Annotated in this window: 31 protein-coding genes; 11 read left to right on the forward strand and 20 right to left on the reverse strand. The window is 43.2% G+C overall.

The features are described 5' to 3' along the window. The first annotated feature begins 333 nt into the window (after positions 1-333). Complete coding sequence (locus tag AAEO50_RS16975) at positions 334-1416, forward strand: FUSC family protein (protein WP_341985503.1); 1083 nt, start codon at positions 334-336, stop codon at positions 1414-1416. 50 nt (positions 1417-1466) lie between these two features. On the opposite strand, the gene nikC is transcribed toward AAEO50_RS16975, so the two are convergent. The 10 genes from nikC to fabL all read right to left on the reverse strand — a co-directional run bounded on the left by nikC (position 1467) and on the right by fabL (position 11896). After that, complete coding sequence (gene nikC / locus AAEO50_RS16980; RefSeq protein WP_341985504.1) at positions 1467-2363, reverse strand: nickel transporter permease; 897 nt, start codon at positions 2361-2363, stop codon at positions 1467-1469. 28 nt (positions 2364-2391) lie between these two features. After that, complete coding sequence (locus tag AAEO50_RS16985; RefSeq protein WP_341985505.1) at positions 2392-3396, reverse strand: ABC transporter permease; 1005 nt, start codon at positions 3394-3396, stop codon at positions 2392-2394. Positions 3397-3501: 105 nt separating this feature from the next. Continuing rightward, on the reverse strand, positions 3502-5094 hold the full coding sequence (locus tag AAEO50_RS16990) for an ABC transporter substrate-binding protein (RefSeq protein WP_341985506.1): 1593 nt from the start codon (positions 5092-5094) through the stop codon (positions 3502-3504). Positions 5095-5168: 74 nt separating this feature from the next. Next, positions 5169-6134, reverse strand: coding sequence for a dipeptide ABC transporter ATP-binding protein (locus AAEO50_RS16995; protein WP_341985507.1), 966 nt, complete (start codon positions 6132-6134; stop codon positions 5169-5171). Beyond that, positions 6109-7125, reverse strand: coding sequence for an ABC transporter ATP-binding protein (locus AAEO50_RS17000; protein WP_341985508.1), 1017 nt, complete (start codon positions 7123-7125; stop codon positions 6109-6111). Before AAEO50_RS17000 ends, AAEO50_RS16995 begins: the two co-directional genes overlap by 26 nt. A 311-nt stretch (positions 7126-7436) precedes the next feature. Further along, on the reverse strand, positions 7437-9185 hold the full coding sequence (locus AAEO50_RS17005; RefSeq protein ID WP_341985509.1) for an ABC transporter ATP-binding protein: 1749 nt from the start codon (positions 9183-9185) through the stop codon (positions 7437-7439). 201 nt (positions 9186-9386) lie between these two features. Beyond that, a complete protein-coding gene (ntdP, locus tag AAEO50_RS17010; RefSeq protein ID WP_334216373.1) occupies positions 9387-9917 on the reverse strand; it encodes a nucleoside tri-diphosphate phosphatase in 531 nt (176 codons plus the stop codon). 487 nt (positions 9918-10404) lie between these two features. After that, positions 10405-10665 carry a YgaB family protein gene (locus tag AAEO50_RS17015; RefSeq protein ID WP_341985510.1) on the reverse strand — a complete coding sequence of 87 codons (261 nt, stop codon included), beginning with the start codon at positions 10663-10665 and terminating at the stop codon, positions 10405-10407. Positions 10666-10874: 209 nt separating this feature from the next. Then, positions 10875-11066 carry a gamma-type small acid-soluble spore protein gene (locus AAEO50_RS17020; protein ID WP_341985512.1) on the reverse strand — a complete coding sequence of 64 codons (192 nt, stop codon included), beginning with the start codon at positions 11064-11066 and terminating at the stop codon, positions 10875-10877. 86 nt (positions 11067-11152) lie between these two features. Further along, the gene (fabL, locus tag AAEO50_RS17025) at positions 11153-11896 is read right to left on the reverse strand and encodes an enoyl-[acyl-carrier-protein] reductase FabL (RefSeq protein WP_341985514.1); all 744 of its coding nucleotides are present in this window, start codon (positions 11894-11896) and stop codon (positions 11153-11155) included. A gap of 118 nt (positions 11897-12014) precedes the next feature. Here fabL and AAEO50_RS17030 point away from each other — a divergent pair, with 118 nt between their 5' ends. Beyond that, positions 12015-12239 (forward strand): hypothetical protein, encoded by a 225-nt coding sequence (locus AAEO50_RS17030; RefSeq protein ID WP_341985515.1) that lies wholly within the window; start codon positions 12015-12017, stop codon positions 12237-12239. A gap of 52 nt (positions 12240-12291) precedes the next feature. Here the strand turns inward: AAEO50_RS17030 and mutY are convergent, their stop codons facing one another. Next, the gene (gene mutY / locus AAEO50_RS17035; RefSeq protein ID WP_341985516.1) at positions 12292-13392 is read right to left on the reverse strand and encodes an A/G-specific adenine glycosylase; all 1101 of its coding nucleotides are present in this window, start codon (positions 13390-13392) and stop codon (positions 12292-12294) included. Positions 13393-13445: 53 nt separating this feature from the next. Continuing rightward, positions 13446-13754: a hypothetical protein gene (locus AAEO50_RS17040; protein WP_341985517.1), complete on the reverse strand. Its 309-nt coding sequence runs from the start codon at positions 13752-13754 to the stop codon at positions 13446-13448. A 75-nt stretch (positions 13755-13829) separates the two neighbouring features. Between AAEO50_RS17040 and AAEO50_RS17045 the strand changes: the two genes are divergently transcribed. Next, positions 13830-14816, forward strand: a complete 987-nt coding sequence (locus AAEO50_RS17045) for a metal-dependent hydrolase (protein ID WP_341985518.1) — start codon at positions 13830-13832, stop codon at positions 14814-14816. 50 nt (positions 14817-14866) lie between these two features. Here the strand turns inward: AAEO50_RS17045 and AAEO50_RS17050 are convergent, their stop codons facing one another. After that, positions 14867-15151 carry a YfhJ family protein gene (locus AAEO50_RS17050; RefSeq protein ID WP_341985519.1) on the reverse strand — a complete coding sequence of 95 codons (285 nt, stop codon included), beginning with the start codon at positions 15149-15151 and terminating at the stop codon, positions 14867-14869. 133 nt (positions 15152-15284) lie between these two features. On the opposite strand from AAEO50_RS17050, the gene AAEO50_RS17055 reads away from it, so the two are divergent. Next, on the forward strand, positions 15285-15449 hold the full coding sequence (locus tag AAEO50_RS17055) for a small, acid-soluble spore protein K (RefSeq protein ID WP_032086301.1): 165 nt from the start codon (positions 15285-15287) through the stop codon (positions 15447-15449). A 29-nt stretch (positions 15450-15478) separates the two neighbouring features. Continuing rightward, positions 15479-15637: a YpzG family protein gene (locus AAEO50_RS17060; protein ID WP_341985520.1), complete on the forward strand. Its 159-nt coding sequence runs from the start codon at positions 15479-15481 to the stop codon at positions 15635-15637. 57 nt (positions 15638-15694) lie between these two features. On the opposite strand, the gene AAEO50_RS17065 is transcribed toward AAEO50_RS17060, so the two are convergent. Then, complete coding sequence (locus AAEO50_RS17065) at positions 15695-16024, reverse strand: YfhH family protein (protein WP_341985521.1); 330 nt, start codon at positions 16022-16024, stop codon at positions 15695-15697. A gap of 126 nt (positions 16025-16150) precedes the next feature. Here AAEO50_RS17065 and AAEO50_RS17070 point away from each other — a divergent pair, with 126 nt between their 5' ends. Further along, positions 16151-16822, forward strand: a complete 672-nt coding sequence (locus AAEO50_RS17070) for an SDR family oxidoreductase (RefSeq protein ID WP_341985522.1) — start codon at positions 16151-16153, stop codon at positions 16820-16822. Positions 16823-16874: 52 nt separating this feature from the next. Here AAEO50_RS17070 and recX read toward each other — a convergent pair whose 3' ends face one another. Beyond that, a complete protein-coding gene (gene recX / locus AAEO50_RS17075; RefSeq protein WP_341985523.1) occupies positions 16875-17678 on the reverse strand; it encodes a recombination regulator RecX in 804 nt (267 codons plus the stop codon). A 90-nt stretch (positions 17679-17768) separates the two neighbouring features. Between recX and AAEO50_RS17080 the strand changes: the two genes are divergently transcribed. The 3 genes from AAEO50_RS17080 (at position 17769) to AAEO50_RS17090 (ending at position 19173) form a co-directional block, all read left to right on the forward strand. Then, positions 17769-18680, forward strand: coding sequence for a TIGR01777 family oxidoreductase (locus AAEO50_RS17080; RefSeq protein ID WP_341985524.1), 912 nt, complete (start codon positions 17769-17771; stop codon positions 18678-18680). Positions 18681-18745: 65 nt separating this feature from the next. Beyond that, a complete protein-coding gene (locus AAEO50_RS17085; protein ID WP_172248166.1) occupies positions 18746-18871 on the forward strand; it encodes a YfhE family protein in 126 nt (41 codons plus the stop codon). A 113-nt stretch (positions 18872-18984) separates the two neighbouring features. Next, a complete protein-coding gene (locus AAEO50_RS17090) occupies positions 18985-19173 on the forward strand; it encodes a YfhD family protein (protein WP_175987943.1) in 189 nt (62 codons plus the stop codon). Positions 19174-19299: 126 nt separating this feature from the next. On the opposite strand, the gene AAEO50_RS17095 is transcribed toward AAEO50_RS17090, so the two are convergent. The 5 genes from AAEO50_RS17095 to AAEO50_RS17115 form a co-directional block, all read right to left on the reverse strand. Beyond that, the gene (locus AAEO50_RS17095; protein ID WP_341985526.1) at positions 19300-19803 is read right to left on the reverse strand and encodes a DoxX family protein; all 504 of its coding nucleotides are present in this window, start codon (positions 19801-19803) and stop codon (positions 19300-19302) included. 308 nt (positions 19804-20111) lie between these two features. Beyond that, the gene (locus AAEO50_RS17100; protein ID WP_341985527.1) at positions 20112-20948 is read right to left on the reverse strand and encodes a nucleotidyltransferase domain-containing protein; all 837 of its coding nucleotides are present in this window, start codon (positions 20946-20948) and stop codon (positions 20112-20114) included. An 18-nt stretch (positions 20949-20966) separates the two neighbouring features. After that, positions 20967-21287, reverse strand: a complete 321-nt coding sequence (locus AAEO50_RS17105; protein ID WP_341985528.1) for a hypothetical protein — start codon at positions 21285-21287, stop codon at positions 20967-20969. A 92-nt stretch (positions 21288-21379) separates the two neighbouring features. Then, positions 21380-22438 (reverse strand): diguanylate cyclase, encoded by a 1059-nt coding sequence (locus tag AAEO50_RS17110; protein ID WP_341985529.1) that lies wholly within the window; start codon positions 22436-22438, stop codon positions 21380-21382. Positions 22439-22882: 444 nt separating this feature from the next. Beyond that, on the reverse strand, positions 22883-23212 hold the full coding sequence (locus AAEO50_RS17115) for an MGMT family protein (protein ID WP_341985530.1): 330 nt from the start codon (positions 23210-23212) through the stop codon (positions 22883-22885). A gap of 175 nt (positions 23213-23387) precedes the next feature. Here AAEO50_RS17115 and AAEO50_RS17120 point away from each other — a divergent pair, with 175 nt between their 5' ends. Further along, positions 23388-24137, forward strand: a complete 750-nt coding sequence (locus tag AAEO50_RS17120; RefSeq protein ID WP_341985531.1) for a Cof-type HAD-IIB family hydrolase — start codon at positions 23388-23390, stop codon at positions 24135-24137. Positions 24138-24240: 103 nt separating this feature from the next. Continuing rightward, positions 24241-24753, forward strand: a complete 513-nt coding sequence (locus tag AAEO50_RS17125) for a CBO0543 family protein (protein ID WP_341985532.1) — start codon at positions 24241-24243, stop codon at positions 24751-24753. The last annotated feature ends 39 nt before the right edge of the window (positions 24754-24792 follow it).

Consider the following 24792-nt stretch of genomic DNA (forward strand, 5'->3'; position numbering starts at 1 on the left):
CGACCAAGAAGGCTAAGAACGCCTTCGTGGTCGATTCGCCTTATGTCACCCGCCTCTAATCAAAGCCCCTCCGCTTTTCGGCCCGCAGGCGAAGCCGAGGAGGCTCACGGGTCACCCGCGGAAAGCGAAGTCTTGCACGGAAATCAAAAGCGGTATTGAATGTCTCATGAAAACCCTGCCATCCCTTATACATTAATCCTCCGTTTAACCCCTGTCGAATAAGGTAATAAAATTGTACAAAACTATTTTCATTTGCCTATTGATATTGCTTGAAAATGCCTGTATAGTACAGTATTGTTTATCAAAAAGCTACACAAGAAAGGACCTGTTTTCATGAAACTTGGTGCCCGCATCCTTAAAACGGGAATCGCGATCGTCATAGCATTGCTTGTTTCACAGATGTTAAATTTACCATCGCCTGTGTTTGCTGGAATCGCTGCGATATTTGCTGTGCAGCCGACCATTTACCGCTCTTATTTATCCATAGTCGAACAAATTCAGGCAAATCTGATCGGGGCGGGGACTGCTGTATTATTCGTCCTATTGTTTGGAAGCAACCCGCTTGTCGTGGGACTTGCAGCCATCGTAGCCATTGCAATCATCCTTAAATTCAAACTGGAAAAAACGATCGGTCTTGCGTTGGTGACGATGATCGCCATTATGGAAGTCACGGATCAGGCATTTATCCAGTTTGCACTTATACGTTTTTCCACAATCATGATTGGGGTATTTTCCTCATTTCTTGTGAACCTGGTATTTCTTCCGCCAAAATATGAAACAAAACTGTATTACAGGATCTCAGATTCAAGTGAAGAGATTCTAAAATGGATCAGGCTGAGCATGCGGCATGCGACAGAATTTCATCTATTAAAAAAAGACCTTGAACGCATGAAGGAAAAATTAATCAAGGTCGATCAGATATATCTTCTGTATAAAGAAGAAAGAGATTATTTCAAAAAGAATTCCATCTCAAAGAGCCGAAAGCTCGTCATATACAGACAAATGATTTCATCAGCAAACAGGAGTTTCGATATTCTAAAGCGGATAAACCGCTATGAGAATGAAATCCTGCAGTTGCCTGATGAATTGAAGAACAGCATTAAAGGACAGCTTGACTGCCTACTGACTTATCATGAGCAGTTATTATTGAAGTTCATCGGTAAGATGCATCCTCAAACTGATTCAGAAGCATACCAGGATGTATGTCTGCACAGAAAAGAGCTGCTGAAAAGAATGCTTGCTGAGATACAAAATAACAGTGAGAACGAAAACGTTCAAAACTTCCACATGCTTCATATTTTCTCAGCCATCTTTTTATATGATGAGCACTTGGAGCATCTGGAAAAGCTGATTACAAGCTTCCAGTCGTATCATACGGATGAGAATGAAGTGGAAATCGGCGAGGAAGAGGAGTAATAAAAAGAAAGAGCGTCAAACCCGAATCGGGATTTGACGCTCTTTTTTAATTAATTTTTCATCTTCGGATCCAGGGCATCACGTAAACCATCCCCCATCAGGTTGAACCCGAGTACGGTAAGCATGATAGCAAGTCCAGGGAAAATCATCGTCCATGGTGCCTGGAGCATGAAGGTACGTGCATCTGCGAGCATTTTACCCCATTCAGGAGTCGGTGCCTGGGCACCCAGTCCGAGGAACCCCAATGCCGCAGCCTCGATGATTGCTGTTGCAATGGCAAGTGTTCCCTGTACGATGATAGGTGCCATACTATTAGGAAGGACATGACTGAATAGAATTCTACTGTCCTTCATCCCTATCGCTTTAGCAGCCATTACATACTCTTCCTGCTTAACACTCAGCACTCTAGAACGAATCAGACGCCCGAAGTTTGGAATGTTGATGATGGCAATGGCTATCAACGCGTTTCTTAAAGATGGCCCAAGAGCCGCTACTACTGCAATTGCTAGCAAGATACTAGGAAAAGCAAGCATGATATCAAAGATACGCGAAATGATCGTGTCCACCCATCTTCCATAATAACCGGCAACGATTCCTAAAAGGCTCCCTGCAACTGCCGAGCCGATTACTGCAAAGAATCCTACCCATAGTGAGATTCGCGCACCATGTATGATTCTTGATAATATATCACGTCCGAAGTCATCAGTGCCGAGCCAATGCTCCGAAGATGGAGCCTGCAGCCTTTTTGACAGGTCCTGTTCATTGATTCCCTGCGGGGCAATGACTGGAGCCAGAACGGCTAGGATAATGAAGAATAAGACGATACAAAAACCGACAAGCGCGATTTTGTTTTTTATAAAGCTTTTCCATGCTTCCTTCCAGGGAGATACCGTTTCCTCTTGAAGTCCTGGGTTTAATTCCTTTTGCGGTTCTGCGATTTCTGCCATCAGAGTTCACCTCTTTCTTCTATTGATGTTAGTTATATTTAATACGCGGATCGACAGCAGCATACAGTAGATCTACGATTAAGTTAATCGTCACGAAGATTGTAGCCACTACCAGAATCCCGGATTGGATTACCGGATAATCACGATAACCGATCGCTTCATAAATATAACGGCCAATTCCCGGCCACCCAAAAATCGTTTCAGTAAGAATGGCTCCCCCCAGCAACAGTCCCATTTGCAAACCTATGACTGTCAATACTGGAATAATGGCATTCTTCAGTGAATGCTTGTACACTACCCAGAACATTTTTAATCCTTTTGCCCGGGCTGTACGAATGTAGTCCGACCGCATGACTTCAAGCATACTGGATCGCGTCATACGTGCAATGATCGCCATGGGGATCGTTGCAAGTGCAATTCCCGGCAGGATCAAGTGCTTTAATACTTCACCCAGCTGATCAAAGCGCCCCTGAATGATCGTATCGATAATATACAGATTCGTGATGGAGTCGATTGGATTTCGAATATTCTCCCTGCCGGTTGTAGGCAGCCAGTCAAGCTGAATTCCGAAAATCCACTGTTCCATTAACCCCAACCAGAAGATCGGCAGGGAAACCCCGACCAAAGCCAGGATCATAGCCGTGTAGTCAAACCATGAGTTCTGGAACCATGCACTGATGATTCCTGCATTTACGCCTATGACGACAGCTATGATGATTGCAACCACTGCCAGTTCAAAAGTCGCTGCCAGATATGGCCATATTTCCTGAGAAACTTCTACTTTTGTACGCAATGACTCACCTAAATCACCTGTCAATAAGCCGCCAAGGTAGCTGAAATATTGTACATACCATGGGTTGTCAAGACCCAACTGGCCCCTAAGTGCCTCAATCGCTTCTTTCGTCGCCTGCTGACCTAAGATCACCTGAGCCGGGTCTCCCGGAATTGCTCGGATGATAAAAAATACGATCAGGGTCATACCCAGTAATACAGGTATCAACTGAAGTAATCTTCGTATGGTGTATTGAAACATCTTGTTCACCCCTCTTAATGGAGATTGTTATCCTAAGAAGCTAGTTCTCTTTTCAATTATGTACAAAGGGGAGAAATCAACGAAATCTCCCCTTTGTGATACTTATTATTGTTCGATATCGACTTCGCCTAGGAAGTCAGAACCTGTTGGATGCGGTTTGAAGTTCTTAAGTGCTGCACTTCCAGCCAGTAATGGTGTGGAGTGAGCCAGTGGAACCCATGGAGCATCCGCATGGATGATTTCCTGTGCTTCTTTGTAAAGCTCTTCACGCTTTGCTTCATCTGTTTCAGATTGAGCAGCGATTAGTTTTTCATGAAGCTCGTCATTGCTGTAGTACGTGTAGTTGTTGCTTCCGATATTGTCTTTATCAAGAAGTACATATAAGAAGTTATCAGCATCTCCGTTGTCACCAGTCCATCCTAATAAGAACGCGTCAGCTTCACCTTTACGAGCTTTTTCAAGGTAAGTTGCCCACTCGTAAGAAACGATTTTTGCTTTGATGCCGACTTCGGCAAGGTCAGCTTGAATGGCTTCAGCCACTTTTTGTCCGTCCGGCATATAAGGACGCGGAACAGGCATTGCCCATAATTCCATTGTGAAACCATCTTTGTGTCCTGCTTCAGCTAAAAGTTCTTTTGCTTTTTCAGGATTATACTCATAGCCTTCGATTTCGTCGTTATATCCGCTGATTACCGGAGGCATTGGGTTTTTCGCTACTTCCGCTCTTCCTTCGAAGAATGCATCAACGATTTCCTGCTTATTGATTGCATAGTTGATTGCTTGACGAACTTTAGGATCGTCAAAAGGTTTACGGGTAGAAGTTAAACCAAGGTACCCAACGTTCATGGATGGACGTTCGAATAACTGTAATTGGTCATTGCTCTCTACTTGTGATGCATCACTTGGATTCACACCATCTGCAAGGTCGATTTCACCAGATACTAATGCATTTAGACGTGCAGAGTTTTCCGGAATCGACTTAAATACGACTTGATCTAACTTAGGATAATCTTTTTGCCAGTAATCTTCGTTTTTAACTAGAACAATCTTGTCATTTCGCTTCCATTCCTTGAATTTGAATGGACCTGTACCAGCATCTGTTGGAGCTTCACCAAGCTTATCGCCAAGCTCATCAAGTGCTTTAGGGCTTACAATCGCAAATGGACTCATTGCGATATTCTTTAAGAATGGCGCTTGAGGGCGCTTTAATACGAATTCAACTGTCTTTTCATCTACAGCTTTTACTTCTTTTATAACGTGGCCTTCATCACCTTTGAATCCGCCAAACATAGATTTGTAGTAGTAGAAAGCTTCTTCATTTCCATTCATCCAGCGTTCGAAGTTTTTCACGACAGCATCAGCATTAAAGTCTGTACCGTCTTGGAACTTGACTCCTTCACGCAGAGTGAATGTATACGTTAAACCATCATCTGAAACCTTCCATTCTTCTGCAAGTCCAGGATTCACTTCTGTATCCTGCTCACCAAATTCTACAAGTGTTTCAAAAATGTTCTTAGTGACCTTAAATGATTCACCGTCAGTAACGGTTGCCGGGTCAAGAGCAACAGAGTCTCCCCCGCGTCCGAAGATCAATACTTTAGGATCTCCGCTATCTTTACTGTCACTGCCTTCCCCTGAAGAACCTTCAGAGCCTCCGCATCCGTATAAGACGGATGAAAGGACTAAGATTAGCAGCATTAAAATTGACCAGCCTTTCTTCCTCAATGAAATCCCCTCCTGAATAATGTTTATATACTTATGAGGCTTGCCGTCTAATAAAGATGGCAAGCTACATAATGCCCTGGTTGGTGTTCCTTGAATTCCGGCACCTTCTGTTTACAAACTTCCGTTGCATGAGGGCAGCGGGTATGGAAGGTGCATCCGCTCGGCGGATTGGAAGGACTTGGAATATCCCCCTGCAACAGCATCGTTTCCCTCTTAAAATCCGGATCCGGTATCGGAACCGCAGAGAGAAGTGCCTGCGTATACGGGTGCAATGGCTTTTCGTAAAGCTTTTCGCTATCACTGAGTTCTACCATCTTCCCAAGATACATAACTCCCACTCTATCGCTTATATGTCTAACTACACCCAGATCATGTGCAATAAAGATATAGGTGAGTTCGAACTCTTTTTGAAGATCCTGCATCAGATTTAAAACCTGGGATTGAATGGATACGTCTAATGCAGAAACAGGTTCATCTGCAATGATCAATTTCGGTTTCGTCATAAGTGCCCTGGCGATCCCTATACGCTGTCTCTGCCCGCCGCTGAATTGATGCGGGTAGCGTTTCGCGTGATAGCTGCTCAAACCTACAATGTTAAGCAGCTCATGAACTCTCTTTTTTCGTTCCTTTGCCGATCCCATTCCGTGGACCTTGAGCGGCTCTTCCAAAATCTTTTCTACGGTATGCCTTGGATTCAGGGAGGCGTATGGATCCTGAAAGACCATTTGGATTTCCCTGCGGATCTTCCTCATCTCGGAGTTTGGCAGACTCGTAAGCTCTCTATCTTCGAAAGTGACCCGACCTTCGGATGGATCGATCAGCCTCATCAGCATCCTTCCGGTAGTGGATTTACCGCATCCGCTTTCACCTACGATGCCCAAAGTTTCTCCTTTATTGACTGTAAAAGAGACTCCGTCCACCGCTTTCACTGAGCTGACAGGACGTCCAAGAATTCCTCCTGTGATGGGAAAATGTTTCTTAAGATTCTCAACCTTTAGCAATGGTTCCGTCATAAACTCCCTCCTCTGCTTCATCGAACAGGAAGCACCGTGTGCAATGTCCTGGTGTGGTTTCATATAATTCCGGTGTCTCGACTAGACAGCGGTCGAATGCAAAATCGCAGCGGGCTGCAAACCGGCACCCTCTTTTGATCGAACCCGGCTTAGGGACATTCCCTTGAATCGAGTGAAGCCGCTGCTGTTTGACACGCATATCAGGTACTGATTGGATGAGTCCTTTTGTATATGGATGCTGTGGATTTTTGAAGATTTCCTCCACTGTTCCTTCCTCAACCACTTTTCCTGAATACATCACAACGATTCTCTCGCACGTCTCTGCGACTACTCCCAAATCGTGAGTGATCAGAAGTACTGCTGTATTCAGTTCTTTATTTAACTTTTTCATCAATTTTAAGATCTGTGCCTGAATGGTTACATCCAGCGCCGTGGTAGGTTCATCGGCAATAAGCACCTGAGGGTCGCAGACCATTGCCATCGCAATCATGACCCTCTGTCTCATTCCGCCTGATAACTGATGCGGATATTCCTTGATCAGCTCGTCGGCCCGCGGGAGCCCTACTAATTTCATAATATCAACAGCTTTGTCTCTCGCTTCTTTCTTTGTTGCTTTTGTATGTATGCGAATCGCTTCGGTTAATTGATCTCCTATTGTAAATACAGGGTTTAACGATGTCATCGGTTCCTGGAAGATCATGGCTATGTCATTACCCCGGATATCTCTCATTCTCTTTTCAGAAGCTTTCGTCAGGTCTTCATCCTTGTAAAGGATCTTGCCCCCTGTTATTTTCCCAGGCGGGCTGGGCACGAGTCCCATGATCGAAAGGGATGTCACACTTTTACCGCATCCGCTTTCCCCGACCACTCCCAGTATTTCTCCTTCATTCACATGAAAACTAACGCCATCGACTGCAGGGACTTCTCCGTCATCGGTAAAAAAGGAGGTCCTTAGATCTTCTACGGTTAGCAAAGGACGTGCTTGACTCATTCAAATCCTCCCCTTAAAACAATTCTCTCTTTTCTTAATTATGATACTTTTCTAAATTTTTATATGTTTCTTATTATACAAGATGTTACAAATGTTGCAATCTATTTTCAGAATTTTTCTATTAGATAGATTTATCGGTTCGGATGCCCAGTCCATTTCAATATATGTCCAATAATTAGTTTCATGCTAGCTATTAATAAGTTATTTAGACCTAAACGGTTTTCATTTTTCGAATGAAAATTACCCCTGGAATGAAAAAAGTCATGACATTTCACCTATCTATCATTACGGTGAAATGTCATGACTCTCTGTTATTGATCTAATTGCTGTACCTGGAAAAGCTTATAATAATGGCCTTGTCTTTTCATTAATTCCTGATGCGTCCCCATTTCGGCGACTTCTCCATGCTCCATATGGATGATCCTGTCCGCATGGGTGATTGTTGATAAACGGTGAGCGACAATGAACGTTGTCCGATCTTTCGCCAATACTTCCAATGCTTCCTGGATCAGATGCTCACTCTCGAGATCCAGGGCCGACGTAGCCTCATCGAGAATAAGAATAGGAGGATTTTTCAGGAAAACTCTGGCGATTGCCACTCTTTGCTTCTGTCCGCCGGAGAGCTTCACACCTCTTTCACCTACACGCGTGTCGTACCCTTGAGGAAGCTTCATAATGAAATCATGGGCATTTGCCGCTTTGGCAGCCTTGATGACGTCCTCATCACTTGCTTCCGGGTTACCGAACTTGATATTCATTTTCACAGATTCACTGAAAAGAATATTATCCTGCAGGACCATTCCGATTTTATCCCTGAGCGATCTGACCTCGAATCTTCTGATGTCTGTACCGTCTAATTGAATTTCCCCTTTGGTCACATCATAGAAGCGCGGGATCAAGCTGACAAGAGAGGATTTACCCCCGCCGCTCATTCCGACGAGAGCAACGGTCTCCCCTGACCGAATATCCAGATTGAGATTTCTCAGTACCTCTTCTTCCTTAGGGTCATATTGAAATGACACATTCTTGAACTGTATATTGCCTTTTACATTCCGACACTGAATTGCTCCTGGTTCATCATCGACATCGTACTTTTCATCCATGAATTCAAAGACCCTGTCCATGGAAGCGATTGATTGTGTCAAGGTAGTCGATGAGTTCACCAGCCTTCTCAGCGGATTGTACAACCGGTCAATATAAGCGATGAATGCCGCCATTGTACCGATGGTAAGATCCCCTTCTATTACCTGCAGGCCTGCGTATCCAATGATAATCAATGGAGAAATATCCGTAATCGTATTCACGACCGCAAAAGCTTTCGCATTCCAGCTCGTTTGATTTAACGCTTTGGTTAAGAAGTTACTGTTCTGTCCTTGGAACTGCTTTTGTTCGTAGTCTTCTACTGCAAAACTCTTAATGACAGACATCCCCTGCACTCGTTCATGCAGATGACTCTGAACTTCTGCCAGCGCCTGAGAACGCTCCCTGGTCAACCCCCTGAGCCTCCCGAAGAAATAGCGTACAGAAAAGGCATAGAACGGAAACGCAATGAGGGAAACCAGTGTCAGTGTCACATCCATCGTGAACATAATCGCAAGCGCAATGATGATAGTCGCTGCATCCAGCCATAGATTCATGAGACCAGTGATGACAAAGTTCTTTGTCTGCTCAACGTCATTGATCACCCTCGAAATCACTTCACCTGCCCGGGTATTGGAATAATACTTAAAACTAAGCTTTTGAATATGGGAGAATAGAGTATCTCTTAAATCAAAGAGAATCTTATTTCCCGTCCATTGCGCAAAATATTGCCTGTAATACTCGACCGGCGGCCTGATGACGAGAAACAGCACAAGCATAACGCCCATGATCGTCAGTAAATTACTAGTTTTTTCATCTGTCGTCAAGCTTCCATTCCCCACGATATCATCGATGACATATTTAATCAGAATCGGGATCAGGAGGGGAATCGCAAACTTTATTATTCCTATGATGAGTGTACCAATGATTTGCCAGCGATACGGCTTGACAAATTCCAGGTAACGTTTGATACTATCCAAGTTATTACTCCTTTCCAAGTAAGAGCCTGTTGATTCAGAATGACTATATTGTATCTTTCTATAGCCGTTCTCAGCCTCCATTAAAAAGGGATGACCCAACAGGAACACGGTGTTCCTTTTCTCCATTTGCCTGTGCAGGAAGAGAAAAGGAGGCTCCATACTGGGTCAGCCCTTCGTCAACTATACATTTGTTCAGGTTGGTTACCCCCTATGAGTTAAGTAGCGTTCATACCAGATATCAATAAAGTCAGGTGCAAAAGGACCTTTCCTTTGCCGTATCCATCGTACAAGCTTGTCAACATTCCTCTTCAGGATGTGATCGATCACATCCGGGTAACCGTACAATTTCCGATGAGCCTCATATTCATCCTCATCAAGTAAGGTATACGTCATATCTGGAAACACTTTAATATCCAAATCATAATCAATGTACTTGATTGCTTCATGATCGTATACGAATGGTGAACTTAAATTACAATAATAATAAATCCCGTCCTCACGGATCATACAAATAATGTTAAACCATAGCTCAGAATGAAAATAACAGATCGCCGGTTCACGCGTCATCCATGTTCTGCCGTCGGATTCTGTTACGAGTGTCCTGTCATTTCCACCGATGATAATATTACTTGTCCCTTTCAGGACAGTCGTTTCATTCCATATCCGGTGGATATTGCCATCATGTTTATAACTATGTATTTGTACAGATCGCCCTTCTGTGGGAACAGCCATTGTATCCCCTTCTTTCCTAACAAATTCCATGTATATATGTGTTTATTCTATTATTATAACGTTTCCCTCGAAAATTTAAAACAAAAGGGCTGTCTTTAAAGAAATTCGTCTTTAAAGATGGCCCGATTTTTACGTTTATTTAACTTTGAGTGGCACTTATGAACTCCGCATTTGATTTCCGTGCAAGACTTCGCTTTCCGCGGGTGACCCGTGAGCCTCTTCGTCGCTGTGCTCCTGCGGGGTCTCACATGTCTAGCCTGCAGGGCTTAGAGGCACATGTCATAAGTCAAACCGTCCAAGAAGGCAAAGGGCACCTTCTAGGTCGGTTCGCCTTATGCCAACCGCCTCTGAGCACAGCCCTTCCGCTTTTCGAATTGGCCTCTTCTCCCGCAGGAGTCTTCGTCTTGCACTCCAATCAACAGCTGAAACCGACCAAATATCAGCAGTATTCTTCAACCTAGCATTTGAAAAGAAATTAACATAAAAGCTAAGATGTCACTTCATTATATTCTTCCTGATAAGAACGAATCACATCATCGGTTTGTTCCTGAAAGATACGATGGATTTCTTTAAGCTCTCTTTTCTTTTGGCAGATTTCATTCTTCAGTGATTGGACCTTGGTCATTTCCTGTAATTCTATAAGTTCTTCTTCAAGCTTCTGACAGCGCTCTATCTCTGCCTGAAGAAACAACAGCTTATCCATTGTCGCCAACTGTTCAGATACCAATTGATTAAACCTTTGCTGCATCAAACCTACCATCCCTTCTAATCAAGCTCTCTTAAACATTCTTCTTCCAGTCCCCAAACCCTTTGACTACATCTGTCATAATCCCACCAGTTTTGTCGACAGAAGCATCGAGGGACGGGCCTTTAGCTTGCTAAAGGCCCGTCCCTCGATGCTTTAACGTAAAAAAGCACCCGCTCGGAAAGCGGGTGCTTTGGTCTGATCTTCAGCGATTATTGTTGTTGACCAGAGTTTTGAGATTTTTTAGCTTGAGATTGAGCGTTTTGTTGACGCACCTCTTGAGCGTTTGTTTCAGAAGCGAACTCAGTACCGTATTGTTGCTGAGCTCCTCCAGCTTGAGCGTTTTGTTGTTTCACGTGTTGAACGCTAGTACCAGATTGAGTTTTGTTTGGTTGTTTTGCCATTGTAATCACCTCCACGCTAATTAAGATAACCAGGCGGGGAGGAGACTATCCAAAAAATATCCGGAAAAACATTCCATCTGCCATCATTAAACGAGCAGGGATCGTCCGCCGTCTACAATGATGGTTTGACCTCTGATCATCGATGAATCATCAGATACGAGGAACAACACTGACTTCACAAGGTCCTCTATTTCCACCATGCGTCCAGCAGGAGTATTTTTACGTGCATCCTCCAATAGCTCTTCACGATTCGGGAAATGCTTAAGTGCATCCGTATCAATCGCTCCTCCAGAAACAGCATTTACGATGATATTCTTTGGAGCAAGCTCCACTGCCAAGTAACGCGTCAGCGCTTCGACTGCTGCTTTTGATACACCTACAGTCGTGTAGTTATCGAGGTAACGAATCGACCCAAGCGAGCTGATGCTGACAATCTTTCCGCCTTTATCCATCAGCTTCGCTGCTTCCTGGGCACAGAATAATAACGCTTTACTGTTGATGTTCATCGTCCAATCCCAGTGAGACTCTTCAAGTTCCATTACAGGTCTCAGGACGCCTGAAGCCGCGTTGCTGACGAGTACATCAAGACGCCCGAATTCTTCTTTTATCTGTTCGAACATCGCTTTGATCTTATCGACATCCCCTACATTTGCACGGACAACAAATGCTTTTCGTCCTAATTTCTCCACTTCTTCCGCCGTTTCAAGTGCCCCTTTTTTACTGCGGGCATAGTTCACAACGATATCGTATCCTTGTTGTGCCAATTGTATTGCAATTTCTCTTCCAAGACCCCGGCTGCTTCCTGTTACTAATGCTACTTTTTCACTCATTCATGATCATCCTTTCAAATTCATTTTCCATAACAAGCAATTCTTTTTCAAAGCATAATCAGCCGCCTTTTACTAAAAACTAAAGAAGAATATTCGAACTAACGGGAGGGCTGATTCTATGTATGTAGGTCGGGATATGACGGAGCTGTCCATGCTTCCTAAAGGTGAATGGAAGAAAAGCGAGCTTGCTTACTTTCATCATTCACTACAACAAATAGTACCCTATTTAAACGCAGAAGGACAATCCATTCATCGTGAAATCGTTGAAGAAATTGAAAACCGCGGCGGATTGAACCGCGGGGAAGCCGATTATACACACGGCACCAAAACGGTATATGATTGATTACAAGGCCCGTCCCCCGATGCTTTAAGCATCGGGGGACGGGCCTCTGAAATCATTTTATTACTTCACTTGTTTCTTTCCAAATCTTCTGGTGAGAGACCGGAAAAGCAAATCTTTCTAATTCTTCTTCTGATACGGCAATCAGTTCAGTATCTTTTAGTGTGGTGCTCTCCACACTGCCGGCATATACTTCTATATCCCAGATGATATGTGAGAATACATGCTGAATTCTGGTGATGACCCCGGCTTTCAATGAGGCAGCCACTCCATATTCTGCTTCTAAGAACTCTCCAAGCTGCTTTCGGCCGCTTCTCGAGGTGCCGACTTCAAAATTGGGGAATTCCCATAAATTCGCCAGCAAGCCAGTACCAGGGCGTTTATGGATCACGACCCGGTTATCTTCTGTAAAGAGAACGGCCGCAGCCATATTCATTTTGCGCGCCGCTTTCTTTTTTGATTTGATTGGAAGCTCCTTCTGCACTCCTTCATTAAATGCCTGACAATGTTCACGGACTGGACACAGCAGGCAGGAAGGTGAGGTCGGCGTACATATCAATGCTCCCAGTTCCATTAAAGCCTGATTGAAATAGGAAGGGTTTTGTTTCGAAATAAGGGCCCTGACGGCTTCTTCAAACACTTTCCTTGATGCAGGCTTTGCTATATCAAGCCAGATGGAAAGGATCCGCGAGAACACTCTCATGACATTCCCATCTACAGCAGGCTCCGGTTTTCCATAGGCAATACTTAGAATGGCCCCTGCAGTATAAGGACCGACACCTTTCAGTGAAGAAATCTCTTTTGGGGTATCAGGTACGATCCCCTCATATTTTTCATGAACTTCCTTCACTGCCGACTGCAGATTTCTGACCCGGGAATAATATCCAAGGCCCTCCCAAGCCTTCAATACTTCATCCTCATCTGCAAGGGCGAGAGCATCAAGTGTAGGAAATTTTTCAAGGAATCGGTTAAAATAAGGGATGACAGTATCCACTCTGGTCTGCTGAAGCATGATTTCCGATACCCACACTTTATAAGGGTCTCGATCCTTTCTCCAAGGCAGGTCACGCTGCTCTCTTGAAAACCAGGAGATTAAATCTTCCTGAAATTCCTCACGGTCAATGGTTTCTATATGTTTTAATGGTTCTTCTTTCAATTTGTACCTCCAAAGATGTTAGATGTTTCGATGATTAGGGAATAAATAATGTATTATGAACTTTTTTTGAGCCCGATGTATTTCATTTCTTCTAAACCGCCGCAGATACAATCATCCAATAAACCAAATAATAAATGACAACGTGACGTTCGTAAACGTTTAAGGGCGTAAAAATGTGCCTCTGTCGGGACCACGAATGTTTCGATGTATCGATTGGAGTCAGCTTCTGATTTTTCCCAGCGGATGTTCATTGCGTCATACTGCGGTAATGACTGGATGATATTTCCCATGATCTGCAGGTACTGATGATGGAAACTTTGCTTGATTTCATATTCAAGATAAATTTGCAATGGTTTTTTCATTTGAATTAAGCTCCTTTTAACCATATCATGAAGGGCAACGAAAACAAACGAATTCAGTCAAGGGAGGGAATTTTTTTGGATACAGGTACTCATATTGTTATGGGATTTGCTCTGGGAGGTTTAGCCACTCTCGATCCCGCAGTCGCTGAAAGCAGTGCTACGTCTACCAGTGTTCTCATAGCTGCAGTCATCGGTTCTCAGATCCCTGACATTGATACTGTTTTGAAACTGCGTAATAATGCAGTTTATATACGTCACCACCGGGGAGTCACTCACAGCATCCCCGCTGTCCTGCTATGGCCGCTGATCATAGTCGCCTGCATTTATCCATTTTTTCCTGAAGCCAATCTGCTTCACTTATGGATTTGGACATTTGCGGCTGTTTTCCTGCATGTATTTGTCGACATATTTAACGCATACGGCACCCAGGCACTGAGGCCGATTTCGTCGAAATGGGTCGCTTTGGGAGTGATAAACACGTTTGATCTTCCTATCTTCTCCATCCATGTGATCGGTTTGATCCTATGGGGATTCGGCTTACCGCCTGGTGAGACCTTCCTGGTCATGTACATTGTCATTTTCGCCTATTATGTACTCCGTTTCCAGGTTCAAAAAGCAGTGAAGAATGCAGTGAAAAGAAGAATACCGGAAGCCGAGAAAATCATCGTCTCCCCTACTATGCGCTTCTTCCAATGGAGGCTTGCAGTGGTCACGAAGGACAAATTTTATGTTGCAAGGGCATATCGGCGATCAATCACGATTTTTGACGAATTCAAAAGAATTCCCGTACCTGATCTGCCTGTCATTAAAGCGGCCAAGAAAGATAAGAATCTTTCCGCGTTTCTATCCTTCTCTCCGGTTTACCGATGGGAAGTAGACGAATACGACGACCATTTCGAGGTCCGCTTCATTGACCTCCGCTACCGAAATAACGGCCATTATCCATTCGTCGCACTCGTCCAGCTCGACAAAGACCTTACCATTGTAAGCTCCTATACAGGCTGGGTCTTCAGCGAAGAAAAACTGCGTAAAAAAGTAGATATCGACATTTTAATCGATTAACGCACCGAGGGACGGGCCTTTAGCATACTAAAGGCCCGTCCCTCCCTTCTTTAATGTATTAAACCATCGTCTTCATTACTGTCTTCATTTTCAAGCAGGTGTTTGTATTTAGGATTTCGTGCAGCAAATTCATGAATTCGGGAACCATAGTTTGTGATCCATTGACGGACGACTTTTTCCGTCATTTCTTTTCCCTGATATTCGTAACCTGCTTTGGCATATGTCGTTTCGAAATCTTCCCACACGAGCTCGACCCAGGTTCTTGCCCGCTCATATGAAAGTTGAGTATTGTTCTCCAACAATAACTCTGTCAGTTCATGAAATGTCGACTCCATTTCTTCCCCTCCTTTTCCATTTGTTTTTATGATAATCTACAGCGGGTCCAACCATACTATTAGTACGTGGTTAAGCTTAGTGGTCGTCTTTGCTTTTTCACGGTATGAAATATAACCTTTTAGGAGGCAGATTATGCGTAATAAAACAACCGGGTTCCCCAATATGAATAATAACAAATTCGAAGGTGAACCAAGAGCGAAAGCTGAATATGCATCTAAAAGGGCAAATGGCACCATCAATACCCATCCTCAAGAACGTATGGCGTCTTCAGGAAAAAGAAAACAAGACTCGATTTGATGAAGTTAACTTTTTAGGGGGTAGTCACGATGGCAAACATGAAAAATAATTTCTACCAAAATAAGTACAGCAGTCCATTCAACAAAGGATTCTACAATCCGAAGCATGCTCATTCACAGGCAAATGGACAAACCACGCAAACACAGAATATGATCATTCTGGAAGCTGAAACCCGTAAGCGTTCTTAAACCTGTGAAGGTCCGTGCCCCATCGCTTTAAAGAAGCGCGGGGTACGGACCTTGATTTTATTTTTTGTCTGGTGTCAGCAGGGAGATCGGCAGTGCTTCTTCCTGGCCTTCACCACCCAGACGGTAGCCCCATGCAAACACACCGTTCAGGTAGTCTACTTTAAAGAAAACACCGGGATCCCCTTCAATGGCATAAATGCCGCCTGACTTATAGTCTTCAGGGTTCATCAGGTACGCTTGAGCCATTAACGCTTTACGTTCAAGCACAGCGAATTCATTGACGATTCCCAACTGTTCGGCTTTTCTGGCCTTTTCCTTTAGGTTAGCAATTTCCTGCTGCAATTCATGCCGTGACATCTCACTGTATCTTCTCTCTTGCTGTTCCATCTTCTCATCACCTCTACTAATGATAAGTATAGATAAAATGATACAATAAGGAAAGTGGATAGGCTGTAATTCATCATTCTCTCATTGCTGAATTTTTTATATACCATTCAGAAAGGACGATTCATCATGAAAAAAGCAATCATTACAGGCGGGGGAACCGGTCTCGGTAAAGAACTCGGCAAGCTGCTTTCAAAAGAGTATCATATTGTTTTGCTGGGCCGTACAAAGGAAAAGCTGGAAGAGGCTGCAAATGAAATAAAAGAGGCAGGCGGCGAGGTTTCCTATGCTGTCCTGGATGTACGATCACCACTAGAAGTAGAACAGGTCTCGTCAACAGAACTCCTTCAGGGTGATATTGGATTATTGGTACATAACGCAGGAGTGGGTTACTTCGGTCCATTGTCAGAAGCGAAGGGCGGAGAGCTTGAAGCCATGTTTGAAACAAATGTACTTGGCCCTATCCGTTTAACAAAAGGTCTGCTGCCGCAATTGGAAATAAATAAATCAACCATTCTAAATATCATCTCCACAGCAGGTTTAAGAGGCAAGAAGAATGAATCATTATATGTCGCAAGCAAGTTCGCACTGAGGGGCTTTGGTGAAAGCCTTCAGAAGGAATATGAAGGTTCCGGCTTAAGGGTGGTCAATGCTTATATGGGCGGTATGAACACGCCGTTCTGGGATGAGACCGATCATATCAGTGACCGTTCACGCTTGCGCTCCCCTCAGGAAGTGGCGGAAATCATCGTGGACCAATACCAATCGAAGGATGAAATCGTCATAGACTCCAAGAAATAGAAAAAAGTCGAGGATCGCTTCCTCGACTTTTCCCTTCCGGCACTTCTTTTCCCTACTCCTCTTCTTTCAATACCTCTAATAAACGTTCAATTTTCTCAATCGAAAACCCTTTCCGATACAAAGTCTGCTTCATTTTCTGCTCATATTCATAACCATCGTATTTAGAAGATAATTTTCTATGCGCTTTCTGTCCCTGATGATAGATTGCATCCCATTGTTCATCAGGTTCCCGTTCGGTTTCAATCGATTCCCATACGGTTTTCAATACCGCACTCGAATATCCTTTCCGAAGCAGGTTTTGTTCGATTTTCTGCTTTGCTATCATAAATGAATCTTTTCGGTACTTCTTCATAAGTTTTTCTGAAATTACAACCGCCTTATCGACCTGCTTTTCGAATGTAAATGACTCGAGAGCTTCTTCAATGTATGGATCATCGACACCTTTACGGTACAATTCACCGCGTATCCAGCCCGGTCCTTTGTCAGATGTATTGATTTGGGTTCCTGTGAAGGCCTGTGCAAATTCTAAATCGTTGATATACTTCATATCATTAAGTTTATGTATGACTTCATCAATAATGCCTTCTTCCAATTCACCGTCTTTCAAATGATCGCGGATTTCCTTTTCTGTTCTCATTCTATATGATAAAAAGTGAATCGCTTTGTTTAACGCCTTTTTCACATCATCTTCATACTGCATTCCTGAAATCTCAAGCTCGTCAACTTCAAGGCCTTTTCTCAAGCCGAATTTGGCTAGCACGACTTCATCCACACTGAATGCGTACTTGCCGTCTATAAATAAATTGTAACGTTCATCATTTTTCACTTGTTTCGTAATTTTCGTTATGACACCCATATTTTCCACCTCCTTACTAATGTAACACATCCGATTATGTTTTTTATTCTGCAGATAGGTAAAATAATAAGTAATACTGGAGGGATGAGCATGAAGATTGCCATTACAGGAGGAACAGGGTTCGTAGGGCAGGCAGTAACCGAAGAGCTGCTGGACCACCACCATGAAGTTGTAATCCTTACACGAAACCCTGATAAATATGAAAATCGTTCAGGTGTTACGTACGTTAAATGGTTGACTGAAGACGCAAATCCTCTGAATGAACTGGAAGGAACCGAGGTGTTCATCAATCTAGCCGGGGAATCGATTAACAGCGGCCGGTGGACTGAGGAAAGGAAGAAACGGATCATCAACAGCCGTATATCAGCTACCCAGGAAGTAATTGATTTGATGAAGAAATTAAGTGATAAGCCGTCCTGCTTGATCAACGCGAGCGCCATTGGCTACTACCCTTCATCTACGACGAATACGTACACGGAATCTTCAACTGATAAAGCGCATGATTTCTTGGGAGAAACCGTTCAGATTTGGGAAAGAGAAGCATCGAGAGCTGAACAATCAGGCTTTCGAACGGCATATACACGATTTGGTATCATTCTAGGAAAGGAAGAAGGAGCCCTCCCCCGCATGGCGCTTCCTTACAAAATGTTCGTCGGGGGAACCGTATTACCAGGGAATCAATGGATGTCCTGGGTTCATATTGCAGACGTTGCCAGGGCTATACGATTCACAGCAGAAACTGAAGTGGTTTCCGGACCGGTTAACGTCACAGCACCTGAACCCGTTACCATGAAAGAATTCGGCATCATCCTTGGAAGTGTATTAGGCAGACCCCATTGGATGCCTGTACCTCCATTTGCTTTGAAAATCGCTATGGGCGAAATGAGCCAGCTCGTATTGGAAGGTCAGAAAGTGCTGCCGAGCGTATTGTCTGAACAGGGTTTTCAATTTGAATATACCGAACTTGAAAGCGCACTGGTGAATATTTATTATTCCAAATAGGTATGCCCCCTTCTTTTAAAGGTAAAAATAATCATAAATCTTTGAAAAGAAGGGAAGTACATAGTATGGATAATAAGCGCAAAAAAGACAAAGACAAGTCAAAATTGTCAAGCATGCAAGAGGTAACCTATTCAAGGGAATTCAAGAGAGCCGACCGAGCTGCCGGGTTCAGCCCTAAACGGCATACGTAAGCAAATATTACCTAACTAAAAGTTCCCCTTTTGATAAAAGATAAAGGTACAAGCTCACAACGCGTGAGTCTTGTACCTTTGTTTTTTAACCTAATAAAAAGGGGATGTTCGTATTGGGCAGATCACGAGGACATAAAAAACACGACAAAAACCTGAACAGCTTGCCGCAGACACCGGCTGCATTAAAATCAGACGGAGTAGATGAAGAGTTCTCAAGAGAACTTGCCGACCAGGCTGACATGGAAGCACAGGCTCGCGCAAACGCAGCGAACCAACGTGCACGTGTAAAGAAAAACCAATAGCAGCAGCCCCTCACGGTTAAAGAAATAGGCCTGAGGAATTCAAACGAGCCGCCCGTGCTTTAAGCATGGGCGGCTCTACATCTTCACAAAAAAATCCCCCTGTACGTCCGCAGGGGGATTTTTCATTCAAACGACAATCGGTTTTTTATGATGGTTATCTTTTTTATGAACAAGGTTCTGCTTCAAGTAAGGCATTATCCAACGATCTGCCCCCCAGTGGAATGCACCTTTACCAGTAAAGAGAAGGATGACTGCGACTGTAAGAAGGATTGGATTCGTGCTGACTGTACCGGCCATCAGGAAGTTCAGGTTCATGAATGCTCCGGCAAGTAAAGCAGGGATTGTCATTAACCCGGTGATCAACCCGAGACCTACCAGCACTTCCCCCCAAGGAATCAAAAAGTTGAACAACTCAACATTTGGTACTGCGAAATTTTCCAGAAACGCTGCATACCATCCTTGTACAGCCGGATGCTCACCTGTTGCTTTCGCCATTGCCCCTTGCAGAAATCCGCTTGCATCAAATCCATCGTTCACTTTATGCCAGCCTGCTTCAAACCATTTAATCCCCAACCAAATTCTGAACACGGTCCAAACTACGCTAACTTTTTCATTATGCCACCATTTCATGATGGTTCATCTCCTTATGATTTAATTGTGAAGTATTTCACAAATATAAGTAAAAAATAATTCGTTATCAGCTGATTGATGAAATTAGTTTGTGAAATGTTTCACATTTACCTTACACTTATAATATACTCCTCACCCCCTGTTTGTGCAATAGACATTTGCTTTAGTTCATAAAGCTGTCATAAGTATGAAAAAACAGGGGATTTAGTCTGTTTTGGATTATATCCCCTGGGGGGGTTCCATTTCATTATTAACAAATCAACGAGCTTTGAAATCCACTTCCCCAGGATAAAGCTCCTATTTTAAACTTACAACACCAGCCCCACGATTTCATCCACCCAATCAGAACGTTCATCTTCACCAAGCTTTTCACACAGACGGTTATGAACCCGCTTGAATTCAGGAATGATCTCTCTCATCACCTCATTAATATCCCCGGGTTCACGACCTGCTTCCCAAGCAGCAAGCAAATCCTGCTGATTCTTGTTAAAAGGAGATCGCTCCCCTTCATATTTCGACCACTCCCCTGGAGTATTGGGCTGCCTGTCATTCTCCATTTCCCAACCCGCAGCAACCGACCACCTCATCATATCCAATGAATGGAGCGCATAGTAGAGTTCTCCCCTTCTCAGCCTTCTATACACCTCATGCATATGAGCAAAGAATTTACTTCTCCATAACTCGAATTCCCCGGGACTCAGCTCGTAATGCAGACCTTTCGATTGCTCCCTGACCTCACTAACAATTCCGTAAGGATCATATTCGATTTGTGACTCTTCCTTTATGTAAGGGGAAGGTTTCAGATCTTCTTTTTTATAATAAAAAGCATCCACCTTCACAAAGCTTTTGTAGTGTGCGACCGTATGCTTCGCCCAAGGGAAATCCTCATAATATAGGACTTCTCCCCAATGCTTTGCCCGTTCTTTCTTGTTTTTTCTGTATTCTTCGTACACTTCATCTTTTACGACGATCCTTAAATCCAAATCGGAAAATCGGTCGTGATTGCCCCTCGCTATCGAGCCGCCATAGAAGACAGCCAGCACATTTTCGTCCTGAATTAAATCTCTATTAATCTTATTCTTTAATTTCTCTCGTTCTCTGATCAAGTTTGCATCTCTTTCTTCATGTTTCGTTTCGAATTCCAAAGCGGTTCCTCCTTGTTATTAAAAAGTTTTTCTCTCTTTCACTACAACGAAGTCTTCCTCCCTGATTTCACTTTTTTCAGGTACCAGCAGGGATTGAAACTCTTTAAATAATTCTTGTATTTCCTTATATTGATTGATCAACTCTATGCTTTTTTTATATTCTTCTTCATTACTATACCGGGTGATTTCCATCCACTTTGAAGGCTCGTCCTTACTTTTAAGGTGTATAGAATGTAAGTCTATATGACGGCTGTAGATGTCCGCGGCTTTTTGCTGAATTCTTAAATACTCTTGTTCTTTGTCCGGCTGGATATAATATTCATATACTTTCATAAACATCGGCTCCACTCCTTCCCCTTTGACATGTATCAACAATAGGGACCTTTTAGAAAACAAAAGCGTTGCCTCTCCTCAAAGAAGTAACGCTTGAACTATCTATAGGAACACTCCCAGCTCGTACATACGATGTTACGGCCGTTTTGTTTGGCTTTGTACAAAGCTTCATCAGCCTCTTGAAAGAGTGACTCCTGTTTCTCATCCCCCGGTCTAAGTGCTGAAACACCAACGGACACAGACAACTGAAGCTTCTTCTGTTCCGGCAGGAGAAATCCGTGCTCATATACAGCTTCCCTTACCCTGCCTGCAATTTCTTTAGCTTGTTCCACGGTACACTTAGGTAGAAGCAAGGAAAATTCCTCTCCTCCATTCCGTGACAAAATGTCACCGGACCTGGTCAAACGACTCAATAATTCAGAGAGCTGTTTTAACACTTCATCACCTGCTGTATGGCCGTAAGTATCATTTATTTGTTTAAAATGATCGACATCAATCAGACAGATGGCGCACGTTTCATTCTCCTCTATCGCTTCTTTAATCATGCGGTTATAATGTCTGTCAAACGAACGGACATTATAAAGACCAGTCAAAGCGTCTCTTTGAGCATTTTCTTTATACTGATAATAACGCTCGCTTGTCTTTCTGATATAATCGACAAAATATAAAGTCAAGAAGCCGCCTATCAATGTACTGAGGACATGGAATAATGCAAAATCCAACACCTCTGCATACTTATCCACAACGATGTAAAGGGAAATCGAGAAAATTAATTGACTGTAGAGCAAAAGAACAGTCCATCTTTTCAAGGGACTTCCTTTCATATACCGTACAATCAACCCGGATCCGATTGCTATGGCGAGCATCATAAAGAGTGCTACATAAGAAGAGAAATTCACAGCGATGAAGAATCGTCCTGCGATGATGACTGCAGCAGAAATGATCGTCGGCAAGAATCCGCCATAGAACGCCACAAGAATGACTGGGATGTGCCTTAGATCAAGAATGGTCATATCGTTGACACCAATGCTGTAATGCATAAGGATTATCCCAAGAATTCCGGCTAGAATACCGTCCAGTACTTTTATAGGGATCGGTGATGTCATGGTCAGTCTCTTTTTCCTGAACAGTTGATGCCAAACAAACGTGAAAGACATTAACAGCGAAATGTTTATTACTAAATCACTTATCATATCTGTATCTTTCCTCACATTTTATATAATAGGTAAATTATACCGTAATACCGTATATGATTACACGTTTTTATTAATTAAATCTTCTGTAAACAACCGCTGTTGATTTCCGTGCAAGACTTCGCTTTCCGCGGGCGGCCGGTGAGCCTCCTCGTCGCTTCGCTCCTGCGGGTCAGAAAAGCGGAGGCGGCTCGTTCAGCCCCGACAAGCATAAGATGAATGGGCCGGGAAGGCGTCCTTTGCCTTCTTGGACCATTTAGCTTATGACCTCGAGGGGCTAGCCGCCAGAGCTGGACAGGTCTCACCTGTCTCGCTTTTCCCGCAGGAGTCTTCGTCTTGCACTCCAATCAACAGCTGGAACTGCTCTTATATCAAAGTCAAATTTTAACGAAACCTAATTTAATTAAATCACTCATATTCTTCTGGCGGAACTCCAGGATGATATTGATAAAAATCCAAGTCAATTTTACTTTTATGGTTCAAGAAGACTCCCTCTGATTCAAGGGAGTTTTTTTGCTGATTAAATTGTTCTTGGTCTTGGAAGCCGATTTCTCCTTTGCTGTTGATCACCCGGTGCCATGGGAGTTGATGCTTCTTGCTCATGGAGTGAAGAATCCTCACCACTTGTCTTGCTCCTCTTGGACTCCCTGCGTATCTTGCAATTTGGCCGTATGTCATGACCTTACCTTGAGGGATATTTTTTATTATGATTATTGCTCTTTCTGAAAAACCTTTCAATTTGATGTGACTCCTTTATCATTTAATATGTTTAGTCTCCCTGATTATATGAAATAGTAATAGGGAATGAAATGAAATATGCTTGTTTGAAGAACTTAATAAAGCCTCTTTCCTACACTATTCTATTTATTTATATTAAACTAATTGTTAGCTAAAGAGAGGACGGGATGTTGAAATGACGATAAAACTGATTGCTCTGGATATGGATGGTACACTTGTCAACCACGAAGGCGAGGTTTCTCCCGAGAATGAAAAAGCCATTCAGCGGGCAAAGGAAAAAGGGATTCATGTTGTGTTGAGTACTGGTCGTTCTCTTCGCAATTGCAGGGATATTTCAGATCAGCTTGGCCGGTCTTCTTATTTGATCACTGTAAACGGCGGGGAAATCTATGATCATGAATATAACCTTGTGGATACTACTCCTTTGGATAGGGAGCTTGTGAAGCTGCTTTGGACTTTAAAGGAAAAACATGATGTTTATTTCTGGTCTTCGACTACGCAGGGCTTATTTAATTCTCACAATCCTTTTGATCAGGAAATAGATGCTTACGACTGGTTGAAATTCGGGTTCGATATCAAAGATGATGAAGTCCGTAAAGTGGTGATGGATGAGTTGATGAAAAATCAGGCACTTGAAATCACCAATTCCAGTCCGACTAATATTGAAATCAATCCAGCCGGAGTCAACAAAGCAGCTGCTCTGGTAAAAGTATGCGAGTGGCTGGAACTTTCGATGGAGGAAGTGATGGGTGTCGGCGACAGCATGAATGATATCGCGATGATCAGGGAATCAGGCTTTGGTGTGGCGATGGGAAATGCACAGGAAGAAGTAAAGAAAGCTGCCGATTGGGTGACTGGTCTGCATACCGACCACGGAGTCGCCCAGGCGATCGACCGGGTGCTCGCATCAATGATAGAAGAATGATTTGGGAAGACTGGTCCAGTAAAGGGCCGGTCTTTTTTTTAGGATTACGATTGGTTCCTTAAGGCCATACTTAGTATAAATCAAGGAGATAGGATATTTTACTATGTACTTATTAGCAATCGTCATCCTGTATATTACGTTATCAATTAAATTCATTGATTGGAAGCGGTGGAAGGATCATTATGCGACCATTCAATTTTTTATTATTGGCTGCCTTCTTTATAACGTCATCTTTTATCAGCATACATTATGGGCCTATAAGAGTGTTACATGGGATTGGCTTGGCCACACACTGATTTCTATTATTTTTATTCTTATCATTATCCCTATTGCAATCATGTTCTATCTTCAATATTACCCCGAAGGTAAAAAACAAGTCTTCTACATTTTCACTTGGATTCTCTATTTTACATTTTTGGAATTTTTATTTTCTAGATTTGGTATGTTTGTGTATGATAACGGCTGGAATGTGGGGTGGTCCTTTCTGTTCAACATCATTATGTTCACTATGCTGAGGCTGCATGATAAACGTCCAGTGCTGGCTCTGATTCTTTCTGTTCCCATCATTTTCATTCTACTTATTTTTTTCCACCCGCCACTGGCAGAATTGAAATAATAAAAAATGAAGCACCTGTACTGGACAGATGCTTCATTT

It is taken from the genome of Rossellomorea oryzaecorticis, assembly GCF_038405515.1.
Lineage (GTDB): Bacteria > Bacillota > Bacilli > Bacillales > Bacillaceae_B > Rossellomorea > Rossellomorea oryzaecorticis_A.